A 15,445-nucleotide genomic window follows, 5' to 3' on the forward strand; every position below is an offset into this window, starting at 1 on the left:
AAGGCGGTCGCGACATCCAATCTCCATCCCTGTGGGGGATGTCCGGCAGGACAGAGGGGGCGTGAAGGAACGCTAGCTCGCGAAGAGTTACTTTGACTTCGACCGCCCGAGCCATACCTAAGCAGAGTCATTCCCGCGGAGGCATCATGCCGTTCAAGCTGAAACTGATCTCGCTTACCCTGTTGGTGCTTGCAGCCTTCGCGCAGCCAGTCGTCGCCGAAACGCCCGAGCGCCCCGCACCGGCAGGCGGCGTGCTGTCGCTGCTGCCGGCACCGCAGACGACCAGCCATTCAATCACCATTGCCGGGCGCAAGCTGGACTATCAGGCTAAGGCCGGCACGCTGTCACTGCTATCCGGCAAGGGCGAGGTCACCGCGGAAATCTTCTATGTCGCCTATACGCTGCCGCCACTGGCGGGCGCGGAGAAGGCTCGCCCCATCACCTTCGTCTTCAATGGCGGCCCGGGCGCGGCATCCGCCTATCTGCATCTCGGCGCACTCGGCCCGCGTGTCGTCGCGACCGGCGCCGATGGCCAATTCCTGCCGCCGCCGCAAAAGCTGATCGACAATCCCGACAGCTGGCTCGACATGACCGACCTCGTCTTCGTCGATCCGGTCGGCACCGGCTACAGCCGCGAGGCCCCCGGCCAGGACACAAAAGATTTTTGGGGCGTCAGCCAGGACGCCAGTTCGATCGGCGCTTTCATCCGGCTCTATCTCGCCCAGAACGGCCGCACCGGATCGCCGCTCTTCCTTGCCGGCGAAAGCTATGGCGGGTTCCGCGCGGCACTTCTCGCCAGGACCCTGCAGGAAGATGTCGGCCTGAGCCCCAACGGCATCGTGCTGATCTCGCCTGCACTGGAGTTCACGCTGGTGCTGCCCGACGAATTCCAGCCGCTGCATTGGGCGCTGGAACTGCCCTCGATGGCGGCGGTGCGCCTGCGCAGCGAAGGCCTCAGCGGCGAAGCACTGCGCGAAAAGGTCGCCGAGGTCGAAAAGTATGCGCTGGGCGACTACCTCACGGCTCTGACCGGCGGGCTGGAACAGGGCGGGCGGCTGGCCAGCCAGCGCGTGGCCGAGATCACCGGCCTGCCGCTCGACCTCGTGCAGCGCAATTCCGCCCGCATCCCGACCGGCCTGTTCGCGCGCGAATTCCAGCGCGCCAGTGGCAAAGTGCTCAGCCCGTATGACGGCACCATCGCCACCAGCGACATGGCCCCGGAGAGCGCCCGCAGCGCCGGCCCGGATCCGGTGCTCGACCGCAGCGTGCCGGCGCTGACCTCGGCCTTTGTCGGTTATGCGCGCGACGAGCTGAATTTTCGCACCGATGTCAGCTACAGGTTGCTCAATGGCGATGTGACCCACGCCTGGGACTATGGCGGCTCGCGGCAAGGCTATGCCGGGGTGATGGACGATCTGCAGCGGGCGCGCTCGCTCAACCCGGCGCTCGGCGTGGTGATCGTCAACGGCGACACCGATCTGGTCACTCCCTATCTGGCCTCACGCTATCTGGTGAGCCAAATCCCGACGCTCGGCGGGGCAAAACCTATCCGTCTCGACGTCATCGAGGGCGGCCACATGATGTATCTCAGGCCGGGCGGCCGGCGCGCCCTGAAGGAGGCCGCTTCGGAGCTCTACCAGGCAACACAGTGAACGGCGTGCCCACGCTGTCGGCCAGGCTGCGCCAACGCAAGCTTGCCACTGGCGTAGCGCTCCGCAGGCTTTCGCCCGTATAGCCTGCAATGGGAGCCTGTTGGGGCAGGCTTCTTCTTCGTCCTCTTGACAGCGCCGGACACGCCGCATGGCCGATATTGCCATTCTGGAAACCCGCGAAAGGGTGCTTGCCGGCATCCTGTTCACCGGCTGCGCCTATTTCCTGTTTTCGACGCAGGACGCCGCGATCAAGCTTCTGGTCGTCGGCATCAGCGTCTGGCAGATCATGTTCTTCCGCTCGATCGCTGTGCTTATCGGCTGTGCTGCAATCGGCGGACCGCCCATCTTTGCCGACACAATGCGCTCGCCCATCGTGCGGCCGATGCTGGTGCGCAGCGCCTTCACGCTCGGCGCCTGGCTCTGCTACTACAACGCGGCCCGCTCCCTGCAGCTGGCCGAACTCACCACCATCTATTACGCCGCCCCGATCATCGTCACCGTGCTGTCGGTGGTGATGCTTGGCGAAAAGGTGCCGCTGTTGCGCTGGCTGGCGGTGTTCATCGGCTTCGTCGGCGTCTTCATCGCCTGTGATCCCACTCGTCTCGGCTTGTCCGTGCCGATGCTCTTGGTACTGGCTGCGGCAGTGCTGTGGGGCATTGCCGTGGTGCTGTTGCGCAAGACGGCGCTGGCCGAGCGCACGCTGATCCAGCTTGTGCTCAACAATTTCTACTTCCTGGTGTTTTCCGCGGTGCCGGCGCTGTTGGTCTGGCAGATGCCGGACTGGCGCCAGTTGCTGCTTTTGATCAGCGTCGGCGCGCTCGGCGGCGTGGCGCAATTTATGCTGTTCGAAGGCATGAAGCGGGCGCCGGTGTCGATCGTGGCGCCGTTCGAATACACCTCATTGGTCTGGGCCTTCGGGCTCGGCTTTGCGATCTGGGGCGACGTGCCGCGTCGCGAGGTGTTTCTGGGGGCGGCGTTGATCGTCGGCGCCGGCCTGCTGATCATCGGCAACGAGCATTTCCGCAAGCGGCTATGAGTACCCCCGTACTGACAGCATGGTGGCAGGAGAAGACGGATAGGCTGCTGAGATGACGGAAGCGCTCGACGGCCCAGGCACCACAGATACCGCTGCCGAGCGTACGCTCGGCATTATGCTGGTGGCGGCCTCGGCGGCTTTCTTCGCCCTCACCGGCGTGCTGACCAAATCGATCCACGCCGACCCGCTGACCATCACCTGCTGGCGCGGCTTTGTCGGCGCGATCCTGATCACCTTCTATGTGCTGTGGCGCCGGCGCCGCTCCGGCGGGCCGGAAAGCTTGCGGCTTGGCTGGCGCGGCTGGCTGCTGGCCCTCGAGGGCGCCGCGGCCAGCATCGCCTTCATCTCGGCGTTCAAATTCACCTATGTCGCCAATGTCGCGGTCATCTACGCCACCGCGCCTTTCATCACCGCGCTGCTCGCCTTCGTGCTGGTGCGCGAGCCGTTCCGGGCGCAGACGCTTGCCGCCGCCGCCGTTTCGCTGTGCGGCGTAGCGATCATGGTCGGCTCCGGCTTCGGCAGCGGTCATCTGTTTGGCGATGGGCTCGCGCTGCTGATGACCGCCGGCAGTGCGCTCTACATGATCATGGTGCGCGCCTTCCGCGACACGCCGGTGGTGTGGGCGGGCGCAGTCTCGGCGCTTCTGCTGTTCGTGCTCGGCTGGTTCGTCACCGACCCCCTGGCGATTTCTGCTCGCGACGCCGTGCTGCTCGTCGCCTTCGGAGGATCGTTCGCAGCGGCGTCGATCCTGTGGACGGAAGGCTCGCGGCTGATCCCGGCGCCTGAGTCCGGCCTTCTCGGTGCCGCCGAAGTGCCGTTTGCGATCCTGTTCGCCTTCCTGTTCCTCGGCGAGATCGCGCCGGCCGCCAGCCTGATCGGCGGCGCCATAGTACTGTGCGCGGTTTTCGCCCATGCGGGGCGCGACTGGCTGGCTGCGAGAAAAAGTGCGGCAACCCAATAATTATTTTCCAAGTCATGGAACCATCATGCGGATCAGGCAGTTTTATGTGCGACGGGTCACCCCCCAAGTCCCCCCAAACCCCTCGACCCGTCCTCCTCAAAGCCGACCGTAAAGGTCGGCTTTTTCTTTGGACATCAGCCGGCAAAGCCGGGCAAGGCGAGGTTGTCGCTGAGCAGGATGGCAAGATCGCGCGCCGGCCGCTCAGCGCCCTGGCCGAGTTTTATCGCGAATTGCGCTGTCGGCACCGGCGGCAGGGCGAATTCGCGCGGTGCTTCGGCAATGCCTGAATGGGCAAAGCGGGCGGTGCGCAAGGTCAGCGCGATGCCGGCATTGACCGCCGTACGCAAGCCGGCAAGGCTGGCGCTGCCGGCGGCGATGCGGTAGCGGCGGCCGGCAGCATCGAGGGCCGCGAGTGCTGCTTCGCGAAAGCCGCAATAGGGGTCGAGCAGCGCCAGCGGCAATTCCTCTTCCCGCACGGCAAGCCCTTTTTGCGAGCACAGCCACAGCATCGGCTCACTGAACAGCCCGACTTCGTCATTGGCCGGCGTCTTGCGCATGACAACGGCCAGATCGAGCTGCCCGGCCTGCAGCGCCTCGCCAAGCTCGGCCGAACGGCCAACGCGGAGTTCGACCCTGACGCGCGGATGGCTGGTCGCGAAGGCGCGCAGCAGCTCCGGCAGGCCGCTATCGGCGAAATCCTGTGTCGTGCCGATGGCGACGCGACCAGCGGCACGCGCGCCCTTGAGCGCCAGCCAGGCCTCGCTGTGCACGGCAAGAATGCGGCGGGCATGACCGACAAGATCCTCGCCGGCCGGCGTCAGCCCGCGCCCGCGCCCCTGCGCCACCAGCAGCGGTTCGCCGACGATCTCCTCCAGACGCTGCATCTGCGCGGTCACCGCCGAGGGCGAGCGGCCGACAGCAGACGCAGCCTGAGCCAGCGAGCCGCCATCGACAAAGGCAAGGAAGGTTTTGAGCAGATCGGGATCGAGAGCTTGCATGCTTCGATAATACAGAACCTTTTGTTCGAAACAATTCGATTTTTTTGATTCAAAGATGATGGCATTGTCTCTCCAACGGCAAACAGACGCCGCTCAAACGAAGGAGAGAAAAATGCCCATCATCAACATCAGCGTCACCGGCAAGCCCGACGCCAAGCTGTCCGCCACAATCGCCAATGAAATCGCCGAACTGACGGCAACCCATCTGCGCAAGGACCCGACGATTACCGCCGTCGCCGTCACCTATGTCGACCCGCAGCATTGGTTCGCCGGCGGCAAATCGCTGGCGGAGCATGGCGCCAACACCTTCTGGCTCGACATCAAGGTGGTCGACGGCACCAACACCAAGCTGGAACTGGAGGCTTATCTGAAGGCGATCTTTGAGGCCTTTGGTAAGTTGCTGGGTGGTGTGCACGAGGAAAGCTATGCCTTCGTGCATGAAGTCCCGGCCGCTGCTTACGGTTATGGCGGCAAGTCGCAGGAGTTCCGGTTCATCAGTGGGCGGCTGAAGGCCACGGCCTGATTGCTACCCAGCGGGAGGATGAAGCCTTGTATCAAGCGCGAAATCCTCCCGGAGATGCAAGCTATAAAGGCCTGCCGCCCGATTGGGATCGAACACCAGGTTCCAGCTGTGCTGGGATACCGCGCTGGGGATCAGAAAGAACGGATGCTTTGCCAGCAGACCATCGCCGAACTGCTGCTGTCCCGCGCCTGGGATGCCGGGACGCAGCCAGTTCGCGTTCGGAATATCGTCGGTTTGGACCACATAAATCTCTGATGGATCGACGATGTCGAATGCCGTCAGCACGTGAGGGACAGCATCCAGCGTGCGAAACCCCTTGTGGACCGCCACCTCCAAGATGGCGGTCGACGGGTCGATGGACGCATATACGGCTCTGATCCCTTTGCTGTTCCACCTTCCCCCAAGCTTGAAGGCTCCTTCGCCACTGTCCCAGCTCGCCTTGAAGCGTCTATGATCAAGCCTCCAGCCCAAAACCTGCCCTGTTCCGAGGGAGCCCGGCAAAGGCGTCACGCGTAGACACCATAGTCGAGCCGCTCAAGAAACTCCTGCACAAGCGCAGTGCCCGCCGCCGTGGCCAGCAGATCGATCGGCCGGCGATTGTCCAAACCCATGGCAGGCTCGATCATCCATTTTTCCGCTTCTTCCTGAGTCCCGAGCACGGACGTGGCCTTTGTCAGGAGCTTGGCGAAGTTCCAGGTTCTGGAACCTTGCTCCCGACTGAGGGTCTTGGAGTGATCCGATTTGCGCCGCTGAAATGTCCGCTCGCTCATGCCGAACGCGGTCTCAAACGCATCGGCGGGATCAATGACCATCAGATGCCTGACGAGGCTTTCGAGCGCCTGGCCCGGAATTCCATGCAGGATCATTTCATGTGCCTCAAGAGGACTGGCTACCGAGAATCCAAGAACCTTCCGTCCACCAAACAGGTCGACCATCCGTTCGAACTCCGGCTCCATATGCGGTGCCTCGGCAAAACCCACCGGGGAACTGGCCATATTACCTCTCCGTCACGTGTCGCTTTATTTACGACACGTGTCGCAATATTTCAAGGTCTGCGTTTGGATCATTGCCTGGTGAGGTCAGGTGGAACACCGCTCCCTCGCACCCGCGCATTGACCTTGCCCCCCATTGCGCTACCCTCTGCTCTCCAAGCGGACGAAGAGCCGCATACCGGACCGTTGGGAGAGACGCGGCATGATCCTGGCACTGGCGCTGCTTGCAGGCCTCGTTCTGGCCTGGCTGCTGATTGGCGCGATCGAGACCTTTCGTCTCGACCTGCGCTTTACCCAGGCGCTGCTCTATGTGCCGTTCAAGCTTGCCTACCGGATCGAGGACCGGCGCATCCGCATTGCCCGCAACGCGCCGACGCCAGTGATATATGTGGTCTCGCACCAGTCGCGCTTCGAGCCGGCGATGATGCTGTCGCTGCTGCCCGACGACACGCTGCACATTCTCGACGAGGCCTCGGCGCGCTCGCCCTGGCTGGAGCCATGGCGCGAGCTTGGCCGCACCATCGCCTTCAACGCCGAGCATCTCTTCGTCAGCCGGCGGCTGGTCAGGGTGCTGAAGGGTAAAGGCCGGCTTGCCGTCTATCTGCCCGATGACGTCGAGCCCGATGTGAAGGCGTTTCGCCTGTTCCGCGCCGTCACCCGCATCGCCATGCAGGCTGACGCCCGCATCGTGCCGATCTTCGTCGCCGGCGCGCGCGACCTGCCGGTTTCTCTGACGCCAAAGGATCGGGCGCCCCGCCACTGGTTCCCAAAACTCTCGATCAGCGTGCTGGAGCCGATGACGGTTGCCGAACTGGTGGCGCGCAACCCCGACCAGGCTTCCAACACAAATGCGTTGTTCGACCGCATCGCCGAGGCGCGGCTTTATGGCAGCAACCTCTATCGCGGCCTGTTCCTGGCCATGCGCGATGCCGCCGATCGCACCAGCGCCTCGCATCCGATCATCGAGGATGTGATCAGCGGCTCGCTCAGTTATCGAAAGATGTTCATCGGCGCGCGCGTTCTCGGCCGCCGTTTCGAGGCTATAACGTCACCCGGCGAAGCGGTCGGGGTGTTGCTGCCCAACGCCAATGGCGTGGTGCTGTCCTTCGTCGGCCTGCTCTCGGCAGCCCGTGTGGCGGCGATGATCAACTACACGGCGGGGCCGGCCAGCGTCACCGCCGCGGTGCGCACCGCAGTCATCCGAACGGTGGTTTCCTCGCGCGCCTTCGTCGAGAAGGCGGCGCTTGCCGACATCATCGCCGCGGTCGAGGCCGGCGGCGCCAAAATGCTGTGGCTGGAGGATGTGCGCGCAAGCGTCACCACACTGGAGAAACTCGCAGCAGCCGCGCTGTGGCGCTTCCCGCTGCAGCGGCAGGATGCGGCCAAGCCGGCGGTAATCCTGTTCACCTCAGGCTCGGAAGGCACGCCCAAGGCCGTGGTGCTGTCGCACCGCAATCTCCACGCCAACGCCATGCAGGCCGAGGCGCGCATTACCATTTCGCCGTCCGACATCCTGCTCAACGTGCTGCCGGTTTTTCACTCTTTCGGCCTGACCGGCGGTACCATCCTGCCGCTGGTGACCGGGGTGAAACTGTTCCTCTACCCCTCGCCGCTGCACTACAAGATCATCCCGGAGATCGCCCGCAAGGTGAAGCCGACCATCATGTTCGGCACCGACACTTTCCTTGCCAACTATGCCCGCACCGCCAAGGATGGCGATTTCTCCAGCCTGCGCTTCGTCGTCGCCGGCGCGGAAGCGGTGAAGCCGGAGACGCGGCGCGTTTATCGCGAGCGCTTCGATGCCTCGATCATCGAGGGGTTCGGGCTGACGGAGGCCGCTCCCGTCGTCGCCGTCAACACCGCCATCCATGGTCGCGACGGCACGGTCGGACGGCTGTTGCCGGCGATGCGCATGAAGCTCGAACCGGTCGAGGGTATCGAGGGTGCCGGCCGCCTGTGGCTGGACGGGCCGAATTTGATGATGGGCTACATGACCGCTGATCGGCCCGGCGAATTGCAGCCGCTGGACGGCTGGCACGACACCGGCGACATCGTCTCGGTCGACCGCGAAGGCTTCATCACCATTCGCGGCCGGGCAAAACGCTTCGCCAAGATCGCTGGCGAGATGGTGTCGTTGGGCGCCGTCGAGATGCTGGTGCAGTCGCTGTGGCCGGAAGAGCGCCACGCCGCGGTGGCGGTGCCGGACAAGAGGCGCGGCGAGCGCATCGTGCTGGTCACCACCGCCGACGACGCCGATCCGGAAGAACTGCGCGCCTTCGGCAAGAAGGCAGGTGCGGCCGAACTGATGGTGCCCAACGACATCGTCAAGGTCGGGGAGATCCCGGTGCTGGGTTCCGGCAAGACGGATTATGTCTCGACGCGGAACCTGGCGATCGAGAAGCTGGGGCTGGGCCTGGCGGCTTAGCGTATCTCCCTCCTTGAGGGGGAGATGGCCGGCAGGCCAGAGGGGGTCGCCTCGCGTGAAGCGCCGACGTCCTCTTCGCTCAAACGAGGTCGCGTCCGGGGCGTACCGACCCCCTCTGTCGCCTTCGGCGACATCTCCCCCTCAAGGGGGGAGATAACAACTACCCAATATCCGACGGCGGCACTTTTTCGCCCTCGCGCTTGGCGCGCTTCGAATACGCCCGCACGCTGAAAGGCAGGAAGATGAGATAGCCTGCGACAGAGGCGGTCAGCGTGTACCAGGGATAGGTCATCAACAGCAGGACGTAGAGAACGACCGCCAGGATGATCGGCAGCACCTTGTCGCCCGGCACTTTCAGGCTTTTGCCGGAATAGACCGGCAGCCGGCTGACCAGCAGGAAAGCGACCAGCACAGTGAAGCCGGTGGCGACGAATGCCGTCAGGCGGTCCGGCTCGAGACCGAGCCGCAGGAAGGACAGATAGAGCGGCAGCATGACCAGCACGGCGCCGGCCGGCGCCGGCACGCCGACGAAGTATTCGCTCTGCCAGATCGGCCGGTCATGGTCTTCGTCGAGCACGTTGAAGCGCGCCAGCCGCAGGCCACAGGCGATGGTGAACAGAAGGGCTGCGATCCAGCCGAATGAGCCGGCGCGGTCGAGCAGGAAGGCATAGAGCACCAGTGCCGGTGCGACGCCGAAATTGACGATGTCGGCCAGCGAATCCATCTGCGCGCCGAATTTGGATGTCGCCTTCAACATGCGCGCCAGGCGCCCGTCTATGCCGTCCAGGAAGGCGGCGAGCAGCACCATCACCACGGCCGGCTCGAAACGGCCCTCGAAGCCGAAGCGGATGCCGGACAGGCCGGCGCAGATGGCAAGCACGGTGACCAGATTGGGCAGCACCATGCGCATCGGAATTTCGCGGATGCGCGGGCCGCCGCTGCCATGGGCCTCGAACTTTTTGAACGGCGCGCCCACCGCTTACGAAATCCTGACGAGCGGGGTTGCGGCGACGCCGCCGAATTCGGCGAGCACGGTTTCGCCGCCGACCGCCGTCTGGCCGACGGCGACGCGCGGCACCGCGGTCGACGGCAGGAAGACGTCGACGCGCGAGCCGAAGCGGATCAGGCCAAAGCGTTCGCCGACGGCAATGGAGCCGCCCGTCTCGGCCCAGCAGACGATGCGGCGCGCCACCAGGCCGGCAATCTGCACGGCGACAACGATGCCGTTGGGACTGTCTATGACCAGCCCGTTGCGCTCGTTCTCCGAGCTTGCCTTGTCGAGTTCGGCATTGAGGAACTTGCCCGGCCGGTGCTCGATTTTGGTGATGCGGCCGCGCACCGGAGCGCGGTTCACATGGCAGGAAAAGACGTTCATGAACACCGAGATGCGGGTCATCTCGGTGTTGCCGAGGCCAAGCTCGCGCGGCGGCACGGCCGGGCCGACCGCCGAGATGACACCGTCGGCGGGACTAACCACCAGCCGGTCGTCGACCGGGGTGACACGCTCGGGATCGCGGAAGAAATAGACGCACCAGGCGGTCAGGATCAGGCCGATCCAGAACAGCACCGAGGAGAAATAGCCGAGGAACAGCGTGCCCGCACCAAAGGCGGCAATGAACGGATAGCCCTCGCGATGGATCGGAACGAAGGCATTCTTGATCGAATCGACAAGGCTCATCGGATGGGGCTCATGGGATGGGGGCGGTCCCTGTTTCAGGTCCGGCCTCAATACCGGAAAGGCTCCGCTGCCGCAACGCAACATTGGGCAAGGCCGCATCGTCCGCAGCCGGCAGAAACGGTGACGTGCTTGCCTGTCGGCTGCTTTGCCGCCAGAATTCGGGCCAACGCCGGCTGAACGCGCGGCGAAAAGGCCGACTTCCATGGCGCCAAATTCAGGCAAAACGTATCTTGTTGCCATACGATCGTCAGCCGTGGGTGCCGTTTTGACCGTACTTGTGGCAGCGAGCGACCACGCAGTTGCGCAAGGCAAGCCATCCTTCGACTGCGCCAAGGCCGCCAGCGTGGCGGAAAAGGCCATTTGCGCCGATCCGGTCCTGGCGCAAGCCGATGCCGACCTCGCGAAGAATTATGCCGCGCTGCTGAAGAGGCTCGATGCTCATGCCGGCAAGGCGCTGCGGGACGACCAAAGCGATTTCATCGCCTATCGCGATCAGATCGCCGGTTTCAACGAGAACACGCCCAAGGACCAGCAGACTTTCGATCTCGGCGAATTCCTGCGCGACCGCGCAACCTTCCTGTCCGGCATACGCAAGCCCCCCGATGCAGGTTTGATCGGCACATGGAGCAGCGTGCGCGGCAGCGTCGACATCAAGGCTGTTGGCGGAGGCAAGGTCGAAATCTCGGAAGATGTCGTTTCCAATCCAGTCTCGGGAAGTGGGTCATGCGAGATCGACGGCACGGTCGAGGAGCGCAACACTCTGCGGCTGGTCGACCGTGCCGTCGACAACGACAACCCAACCGGTTTTGTCTTTACCTTCCGACGCGACGGCGATGCGCTTGTCGTCGAGCAGAGCGGCGCCGGCAAGGATGGCAGATCGGAGCCCCTGTCATGCGGTGCCAACGGCCATGCCGATGGCACGTTCTTCCTGACGGAGAAAAAGTAGGCTTGCTGTCGGCAAAACCACCCCTCACCCGTCCTTGGTGAGACGGCGATCATGGTTCCTTGCCATGATTGCGCACCCAACAAGGAGTTACCCCAAAATGCTGAACCAGACGCGTCTCGTTGCCGCCGGCCTCGCTTTCGGAGAGTCTCCCCGCTGGCACGACGGACGCCTGTGGCTCTGCAACTGGGGAACCGGAGAGATCGTCGCGGTGGATGAGGACGGCGGGAACCAGGTGATGCTCACCGTGCCGGCCATCCTGCCCTATTCGATCGACTGGTTGCCGGATGGCCGATTGCTGATCGTCTCGGGTCGGGATGGCTTGTTGCTGCGGCAGGAGGCGGATGGAACGCTGGCCACCCATTCCGATCTTCGGTCGCTGTCAAACAGCCCGTGGAACGAGATCGTCGTCGACGGGCGCGGCAACATCTATGTCAATGGCGGCGGGTCGGCGCCTGCACCGGGCGAGCATTTCGGGCCCGGCACCATCGTGCTGATCACGCCGGACGGCTCGGTTCGACAAGTGGCCAAGAACATCGCTTTCGCCAACGGCATGGCGGTGACGCCGGACAACAGGACACTGATCGTGGCGGAGTCGCATGCCAACCGGCTGACCGCCTTCGATATCGCGGAGGATGGCGGGCTTTCCAACCGCCGGGTCTGGGCCGATCTCGATGGCTTTCCCGACGGCGTCTGCCTCGATGCCGAAGGAACTGCCTGGTATGCGGATGTTCCCAACAAACGCTGTGTGCGGGTGCGCGAAGGTGGCGAGGTGTTGCAGACAGTCGATGCCGATCGCGGCTGCTTTGCCTGCATGCTGGGCGGGCCGGATGGCACGACACTGTTCATCGTCGCCGCCGAATGGCGTGGTTTCGAGAACATGATCAGCGATGCCCGCACCGGCCAGGTGCTGAGCGTCGAGGCGCCAGCACCTGGCACGGGCTGGCCCTCCTACATCTCAGGCAGACGCTGATAGTTGGCGATATCGGCCTTCACACCCAGCCGGGCAATGGTCTCCTGCGGGTTGAAGCCCGCCCGCTCGTGGGCCGCCTTGACGATCGGCACGACATTGTCGACGGCCGCCTGGTTTTCCCATTCGACAATGGTGACCAGGTTGAACTCGCCCGGACCCGAAAATTGCTCGAGCACGAAATCCTGGACGAAGCCTTGCTGCAGGCGCAGCAGTTCATGCGTTGCCCTGACCTTGCGAAGGATTTCTTCACGGGCCTCGGCAGGAACGACGAATTTGTCGACCCTGAACACGGCTGCCTCGGCAAGTTTATCCATTTGAATCTGTCTCCGTTCTTGAACGACTTGGGTTCGGTGGCTCAGGAACGGGTTTGCGATCTCAACTTAGGTTGAGGTCAAGGGGAAATTTTCGGTGGTGATGATGGCGACGACGCTGCATATCACCCCCCTTGAGGGGGAGATGGCCGGCAGGCCAGAGGGGGTCGGTTCGACTGGATGCGCCCCCCTTGCGACCGATGAAGGTTAGCGCTCCACGCGCTGCGACCCCCTCTGTCGCCTTCGGCGACATCTCCCCCTCAAGGGGGGAGATCGGCGCTCCGCCGCCTAGCTCACCTCCGAAGTCCGCCTGCGCACAACCACACCCAGCTCATCGCTCTCGCGTGCAACTCGAAGCCTCTCTTCGGCTTCTGTCGCTTCGCGCTGGCGGTCCCACATCGACGCGTAGAGGCCATGCTTTTGCATCAGCTCGGCATGGGTGCCGCGCTCGGCGATCTCGCCGTCCTTGAGCACGATGATCTCGTCGGCGGTGATCACCGTCGACAACCTATGCGCAATGACGATGGTGGTGCGGCCCTTGCTGACCAGGTCGAGGGCGGCCTGGATTTCCTGTTCGGTGTGGCTGTCCAGCGCCGAGGTCGCCTCGTCGAGCATCAGGATCGGCGGCGCCTTCAAAATCGTGCGGGCAATCGCCACGCGCTGCTTTTCGCCGCCCGACAGCTTTAGCCCGCGCTCACCGACCATCGAGCGATAACCTTCCGGCAGCCGTTCGATAAACGGGCCGATCTGGGCAAGCTCGGCGGCTTTCTGCATGTCTTCCTCGCTGGCACCGATGCGACCGTAACGGATGTTGTAGGCGATGGTGTCGTTGAACAGCACGGTGTCCTGCGGCACCATGCCGATCGCGCCGCGCAGGCTCTGCTGGGTCACATCCCTGACATCCTGGCCGTCGATCAGCACCTGACCGCCCTGGACGTCGTAGAAGCGGAACAAGAGCCGCGAAATCGTCGACTTGCCGGCGCCGGACGGACCGACAATGGCCACCGTCTTGCCGGCCGGAACCTCGAAGGAGACGCCCTTCAGAATCTTGCGGCTGGGGTCGTAGGCGAAGTGCACGTCGCGGAACTCGACCTTGCCGGCTGTAACAGCCAGTGGCTTGGCATCGGGCTTGTCGGTGATTTCCTGCGGCACATCGAGCAGGTCGAACATTTGCTCGATGTCGGTCAGCCCCTGGCGGATTTCGCGGTAGATGAAGCCGATGAAATTGAGCGGCACCGCAAGCTGCATCAGCATGGCGTTGATGAAGACGAAATCGCCGACCGTCTGCGTGCCGGCCTGCACCTCCAGCGCCGACATGCACATGACGATGACGGTGCCGAGACCGAAGATGATGCCCTGGCCGAAATTCAGCCAACCGAGCGAGGTCCATATTCTGGTCGCCGCCATTTCATAGCGCGTCATCGAACGGTCGAAGCGCTCAGCCTCCATACCCTCGTTGTTGAAGTATTTGACCGTCTCGTAGTTGAGCAGCGAGTCGATCGCCTTGGTGTTGGCGTCGGTGTCGCTGTCGTTCATGTCGCGGCGGATCGAAATGCGCCAGTCGCTGGCGCGAACCGTGAACCAGACGTAGAGCCACACCGTGGCCGCCACCACGACCACATATTTCCAGCCATAGGTGTAGGCGAAGATGCCGGTGGTCAGCGCGAATTCGAGGATGGTCGGCGCCGTGTTCAGCATGATGAAGCGCACGATCGTCTCGATGCCCTTGGTGCCGCGCTCTATGATGCGCGACAGGCCGCCGGTGCGGCGCTCGAGGTGAAAGCGCAGCGACAGCTGGTGCATGTGAACGAAGGTGCGGAACGCGAGCTGGCGCACCGCATATTGGCCAACGCGGGCAAACAGCGCATCGCGCAGCTGGTTGAAGCCGAGTTGCACCAGCCGCACGACATTGTAGGCGACGACCAGCATCACCGGCGCCAGCAGGAAGGACGGCAGCGGCGGCGGCGATTTGGCGTCACCGGCCAGAGAATCGGTCGCCCATTTGAAGAAGTACGGCCCGGCAACCAGTGTCAGCTTGGCAACGACCAGAAGCAGCGTTGCCCAGGTGACGCGTGCCCTGAGATCGGCGCGGTCGGCCGGCCACATATAGGGCCACAGATTGCGCAAGGTGCTGAAGGTCGAGCTATCGGAAACGGTTTTTTCTGCCACTTGTCTTGCCTTTTGGGTGAGAAATCAGCGGCCGGAGCAGCAGGAATTGACGAGTGCGGTCAGCGATGCGGAAACGTCGGCGAGCGCGGCGCGGTCGAGTTGATAGCGCGAGCGCTGGCGGTCGGGCTCGAAGCGGACCAAGCCTGCTTCGACCAGGATTTTCAGATGCTGGGAGACCGTCGACTGCGCGAGGTCGAGATGGTCGACAACCTCACGGCAGCAGCAGGAGCGGCTGGCCGACAGATGTCTAAGGATCTCAATGCGCGCCGGGTGCGAGAGTGCGGCGAAGCGAGCGGCAACGGCGCGGCTTTGGGGCGGTGCGCAGTTTGCGTGGTCTGGTTCAGCGAGCGAGTCTGCCATCGTTCATCGGCGATAGACGATGAACGGGTGCGTGGCAAGCTAACCCGATGGGTAGAGCGACCTAATCTCCCCCTCGAGGGGAGATGTCGCCGAAGGCGACGGAGGGGGTCGGTACGTCCTGACGCAACGTCGTTTGCAGCAAAGAGAAGGTCGGCGTTCTATGCGCGGCGACCCCCTCTGGCCTGCCGGCCATCTCCCCCTTGAGGGCATAGGCGCTAAGATAGGTATTGCCTTGCGGAATCGGGTGTGATTCTACGCTGCGATGACACACGAATCGCTTGTTGATGACGGCTGGGCCGAGACGATTGAGCTTCTGGGCGGCGAAGAGTTGATCGCAGGAAGTGCCCGCGAGACGAAGGCGTTCCTGCGCCCGCGCGGCGTCAGGTCGGCGAGCGACCTGTTGCGCCTGACACTGGCTTACTGC

15 protein-coding genes are annotated in these 15,445 nt (G+C 63.8%); 7 read left to right on the plus strand and 8 right to left on the minus strand.

All coding sequences use genetic code 11. The features are described 5' to 3' along the window. Positions 1–146 precede the first annotated feature (146 nt). From NKI32_RS14925 to NKI32_RS14935, 3 genes are all read left to right on the plus strand, one after another. Positions 147–1,652: a S10 family peptidase gene (locus NKI32_RS14925; RefSeq protein WP_352443820.1), complete on the plus strand. Its 1,506-nt coding sequence runs from the start codon at positions 147–149 to the stop codon at positions 1,650–1,652. A 148-nt stretch (positions 1,653–1,800) separates the two neighbouring features. Continuing rightward, positions 1,801–2,688 (plus strand): DMT family transporter, encoded by an 888-nt coding sequence (locus tag NKI32_RS14930; protein ID WP_023685677.1) that lies wholly within the window; start codon positions 1,801–1,803, stop codon positions 2,686–2,688. Positions 2,689–2,740: 52 nt separating this feature from the next. After that, the gene (locus NKI32_RS14935) at positions 2,741–3,649 is read left to right on the plus strand and encodes a DMT family transporter (protein WP_023685676.1); all 909 of its coding nucleotides are present in this window, start codon (positions 2,741–2,743) and stop codon (positions 3,647–3,649) included. Between the two features lie 134 nt (positions 3,650–3,783). On the opposite strand, the gene NKI32_RS14940 is transcribed toward NKI32_RS14935, so the two are convergent. Further along, a complete protein-coding gene (locus NKI32_RS14940) occupies positions 3,784–4,647 on the minus strand; it encodes a LysR substrate-binding domain-containing protein (protein ID WP_023693978.1) in 864 nt (287 codons plus the stop codon). A gap of 112 nt (positions 4,648–4,759) precedes the next feature. Between NKI32_RS14940 and NKI32_RS14945 the strand changes: the two genes are divergently transcribed. Further along, the gene (locus tag NKI32_RS14945) at positions 4,760–5,170 is read left to right on the plus strand and encodes a tautomerase family protein (protein ID WP_023821322.1); all 411 of its coding nucleotides are present in this window, start codon (positions 4,760–4,762) and stop codon (positions 5,168–5,170) included. 3 nt (positions 5,171–5,173) lie between these two features. On the opposite strand, the gene NKI32_RS14950 is transcribed toward NKI32_RS14945, so the two are convergent. Beyond that, positions 5,174–5,680 carry an RES family NAD+ phosphorylase gene (locus NKI32_RS14950; protein ID WP_023705368.1) on the minus strand — a complete coding sequence of 169 codons (507 nt, stop codon included), beginning with the start codon at positions 5,678–5,680 and terminating at the stop codon, positions 5,174–5,176. Next, positions 5,677–6,165, minus strand: coding sequence for an Xre family toxin-antitoxin system antitoxin (locus NKI32_RS14955; RefSeq protein WP_023749863.1), 489 nt, complete (start codon positions 6,163–6,165; stop codon positions 5,677–5,679). The genes NKI32_RS14950 and NKI32_RS14955 overlap by 4 nt, the downstream gene beginning before the upstream one ends. Before the next feature lie 199 nt (positions 6,166–6,364). On the opposite strand from NKI32_RS14955, the gene NKI32_RS14960 reads away from it, so the two are divergent. Continuing rightward, the gene (locus NKI32_RS14960) at positions 6,365–8,587 is read left to right on the plus strand and encodes an AMP-binding protein (protein ID WP_353002904.1); all 2,223 of its coding nucleotides are present in this window, start codon (positions 6,365–6,367) and stop codon (positions 8,585–8,587) included. Positions 8,588–8,747: 160 nt separating this feature from the next. Here the strand turns inward: NKI32_RS14960 and pssA are convergent, their stop codons facing one another. After that, the gene (pssA, locus tag NKI32_RS14965) at positions 8,748–9,563 is read right to left on the minus strand and encodes a CDP-diacylglycerol--serine O-phosphatidyltransferase (protein WP_023672701.1); all 816 of its coding nucleotides are present in this window, start codon (positions 9,561–9,563) and stop codon (positions 8,748–8,750) included. Between the two features lie 3 nt (positions 9,564–9,566). Continuing rightward, a complete protein-coding gene (locus NKI32_RS14970) occupies positions 9,567–10,625 on the minus strand; it encodes a phosphatidylserine decarboxylase (protein WP_348528079.1) in 1,059 nt (352 codons plus the stop codon). Here NKI32_RS14970 and NKI32_RS14975 point away from each other — a divergent pair. Next, positions 10,531–11,211, plus strand: coding sequence for a lysozyme inhibitor LprI family protein (locus NKI32_RS14975; RefSeq protein WP_352512288.1), 681 nt, complete (start codon positions 10,531–10,533; stop codon positions 11,209–11,211). The genes NKI32_RS14970 and NKI32_RS14975 overlap by 95 nt on opposite strands. A gap of 97 nt (positions 11,212–11,308) precedes the next feature. Continuing rightward, complete coding sequence (locus tag NKI32_RS14980) at positions 11,309–12,181, plus strand: SMP-30/gluconolactonase/LRE family protein (RefSeq protein ID WP_353002905.1); 873 nt, start codon at positions 11,309–11,311, stop codon at positions 12,179–12,181. Here NKI32_RS14980 and NKI32_RS14985 read toward each other — a convergent pair. The 3 genes from NKI32_RS14985 to NKI32_RS14995 all read right to left on the minus strand — a co-directional run bounded on the left by NKI32_RS14985 (position 12,160) and on the right by NKI32_RS14995 (position 15,021). Beyond that, positions 12,160–12,495, minus strand: a complete 336-nt coding sequence (locus NKI32_RS14985) for an antibiotic biosynthesis monooxygenase (protein WP_023685667.1) — start codon at positions 12,493–12,495, stop codon at positions 12,160–12,162. The two genes, NKI32_RS14980 and NKI32_RS14985, sit on opposite strands and share 22 nt — an antisense overlap. Positions 12,496–12,780: 285 nt before the next feature. Then, positions 12,781–14,661, minus strand: coding sequence for an ABCB family ABC transporter ATP-binding protein/permease (locus NKI32_RS14990; protein WP_353002906.1), 1,881 nt, complete (start codon positions 14,659–14,661; stop codon positions 12,781–12,783). 24 nt (positions 14,662–14,685) lie between these two features. Further along, positions 14,686–15,021: an ArsR/SmtB family transcription factor gene (locus NKI32_RS14995; RefSeq protein ID WP_023672695.1), complete on the minus strand. Its 336-nt coding sequence runs from the start codon at positions 15,019–15,021 to the stop codon at positions 14,686–14,688. Between the last annotated feature and the right edge of the window lie 424 nt (positions 15,022–15,445).

Source organism: Mesorhizobium sp. M0761 (assembly GCF_040320205.1).
Lineage (GTDB): Bacteria > Pseudomonadota > Alphaproteobacteria > Rhizobiales > Rhizobiaceae > Mesorhizobium.

Excerpts from the sequence above, each read along its gene's own strand:
- NKI32_RS14925 (WP_352443820.1), top strand. The coding sequence starts at position 147 with ATGCCGTTCAAGCTGAAACTGATCTCGCTTACCCTGTTGGTGCTTGCA.
- NKI32_RS14930 (WP_023685677.1), top strand. The coding sequence starts at position 1,801 with ATGGCCGATATTGCCATTCTGGAAACCCGCGAAAGGGTGCTTGCCGGC.
- NKI32_RS14935 (WP_023685676.1), top strand. The coding sequence starts at position 2,741 with ATGACGGAAGCGCTCGACGGCCCAGGCACCACAGATACCGCTGCCGAG.
- NKI32_RS14940 (WP_023693978.1), bottom strand. The coding sequence starts at position 4,647 with ATGCAAGCTCTCGATCCCGATCTGCTCAAAACCTTCCTTGCCTTTGTC.
- NKI32_RS14945 (WP_023821322.1), top strand. The coding sequence starts at position 4,760 with ATGCCCATCATCAACATCAGCGTCACCGGCAAGCCCGACGCCAAGCTG.
- NKI32_RS14955 (WP_023749863.1), bottom strand. The coding sequence starts at position 6,165 with ATGGCCAGTTCCCCGGTGGGTTTTGCCGAGGCACCGCATATGGAGCCG.
- NKI32_RS14960 (WP_353002904.1), top strand. The coding sequence starts at position 6,365 with ATGATCCTGGCACTGGCGCTGCTTGCAGGCCTCGTTCTGGCCTGGCTG.
- NKI32_RS14970 (WP_348528079.1), bottom strand. The coding sequence starts at position 10,625 with ATGGCCTTTTCCGCCACGCTGGCGGCCTTGGCGCAGTCGAAGGATGGC.
- NKI32_RS14980 (WP_353002905.1), top strand. The coding sequence starts at position 11,309 with ATGCTGAACCAGACGCGTCTCGTTGCCGCCGGCCTCGCTTTCGGAGAG.
- NKI32_RS14985 (WP_023685667.1), bottom strand. The coding sequence starts at position 12,495 with ATGGATAAACTTGCCGAGGCAGCCGTGTTCAGGGTCGACAAATTCGTC.
- NKI32_RS14995 (WP_023672695.1), bottom strand. The coding sequence starts at position 15,021 with ATGGCAGACTCGCTCGCTGAACCAGACCACGCAAACTGCGCACCGCCC.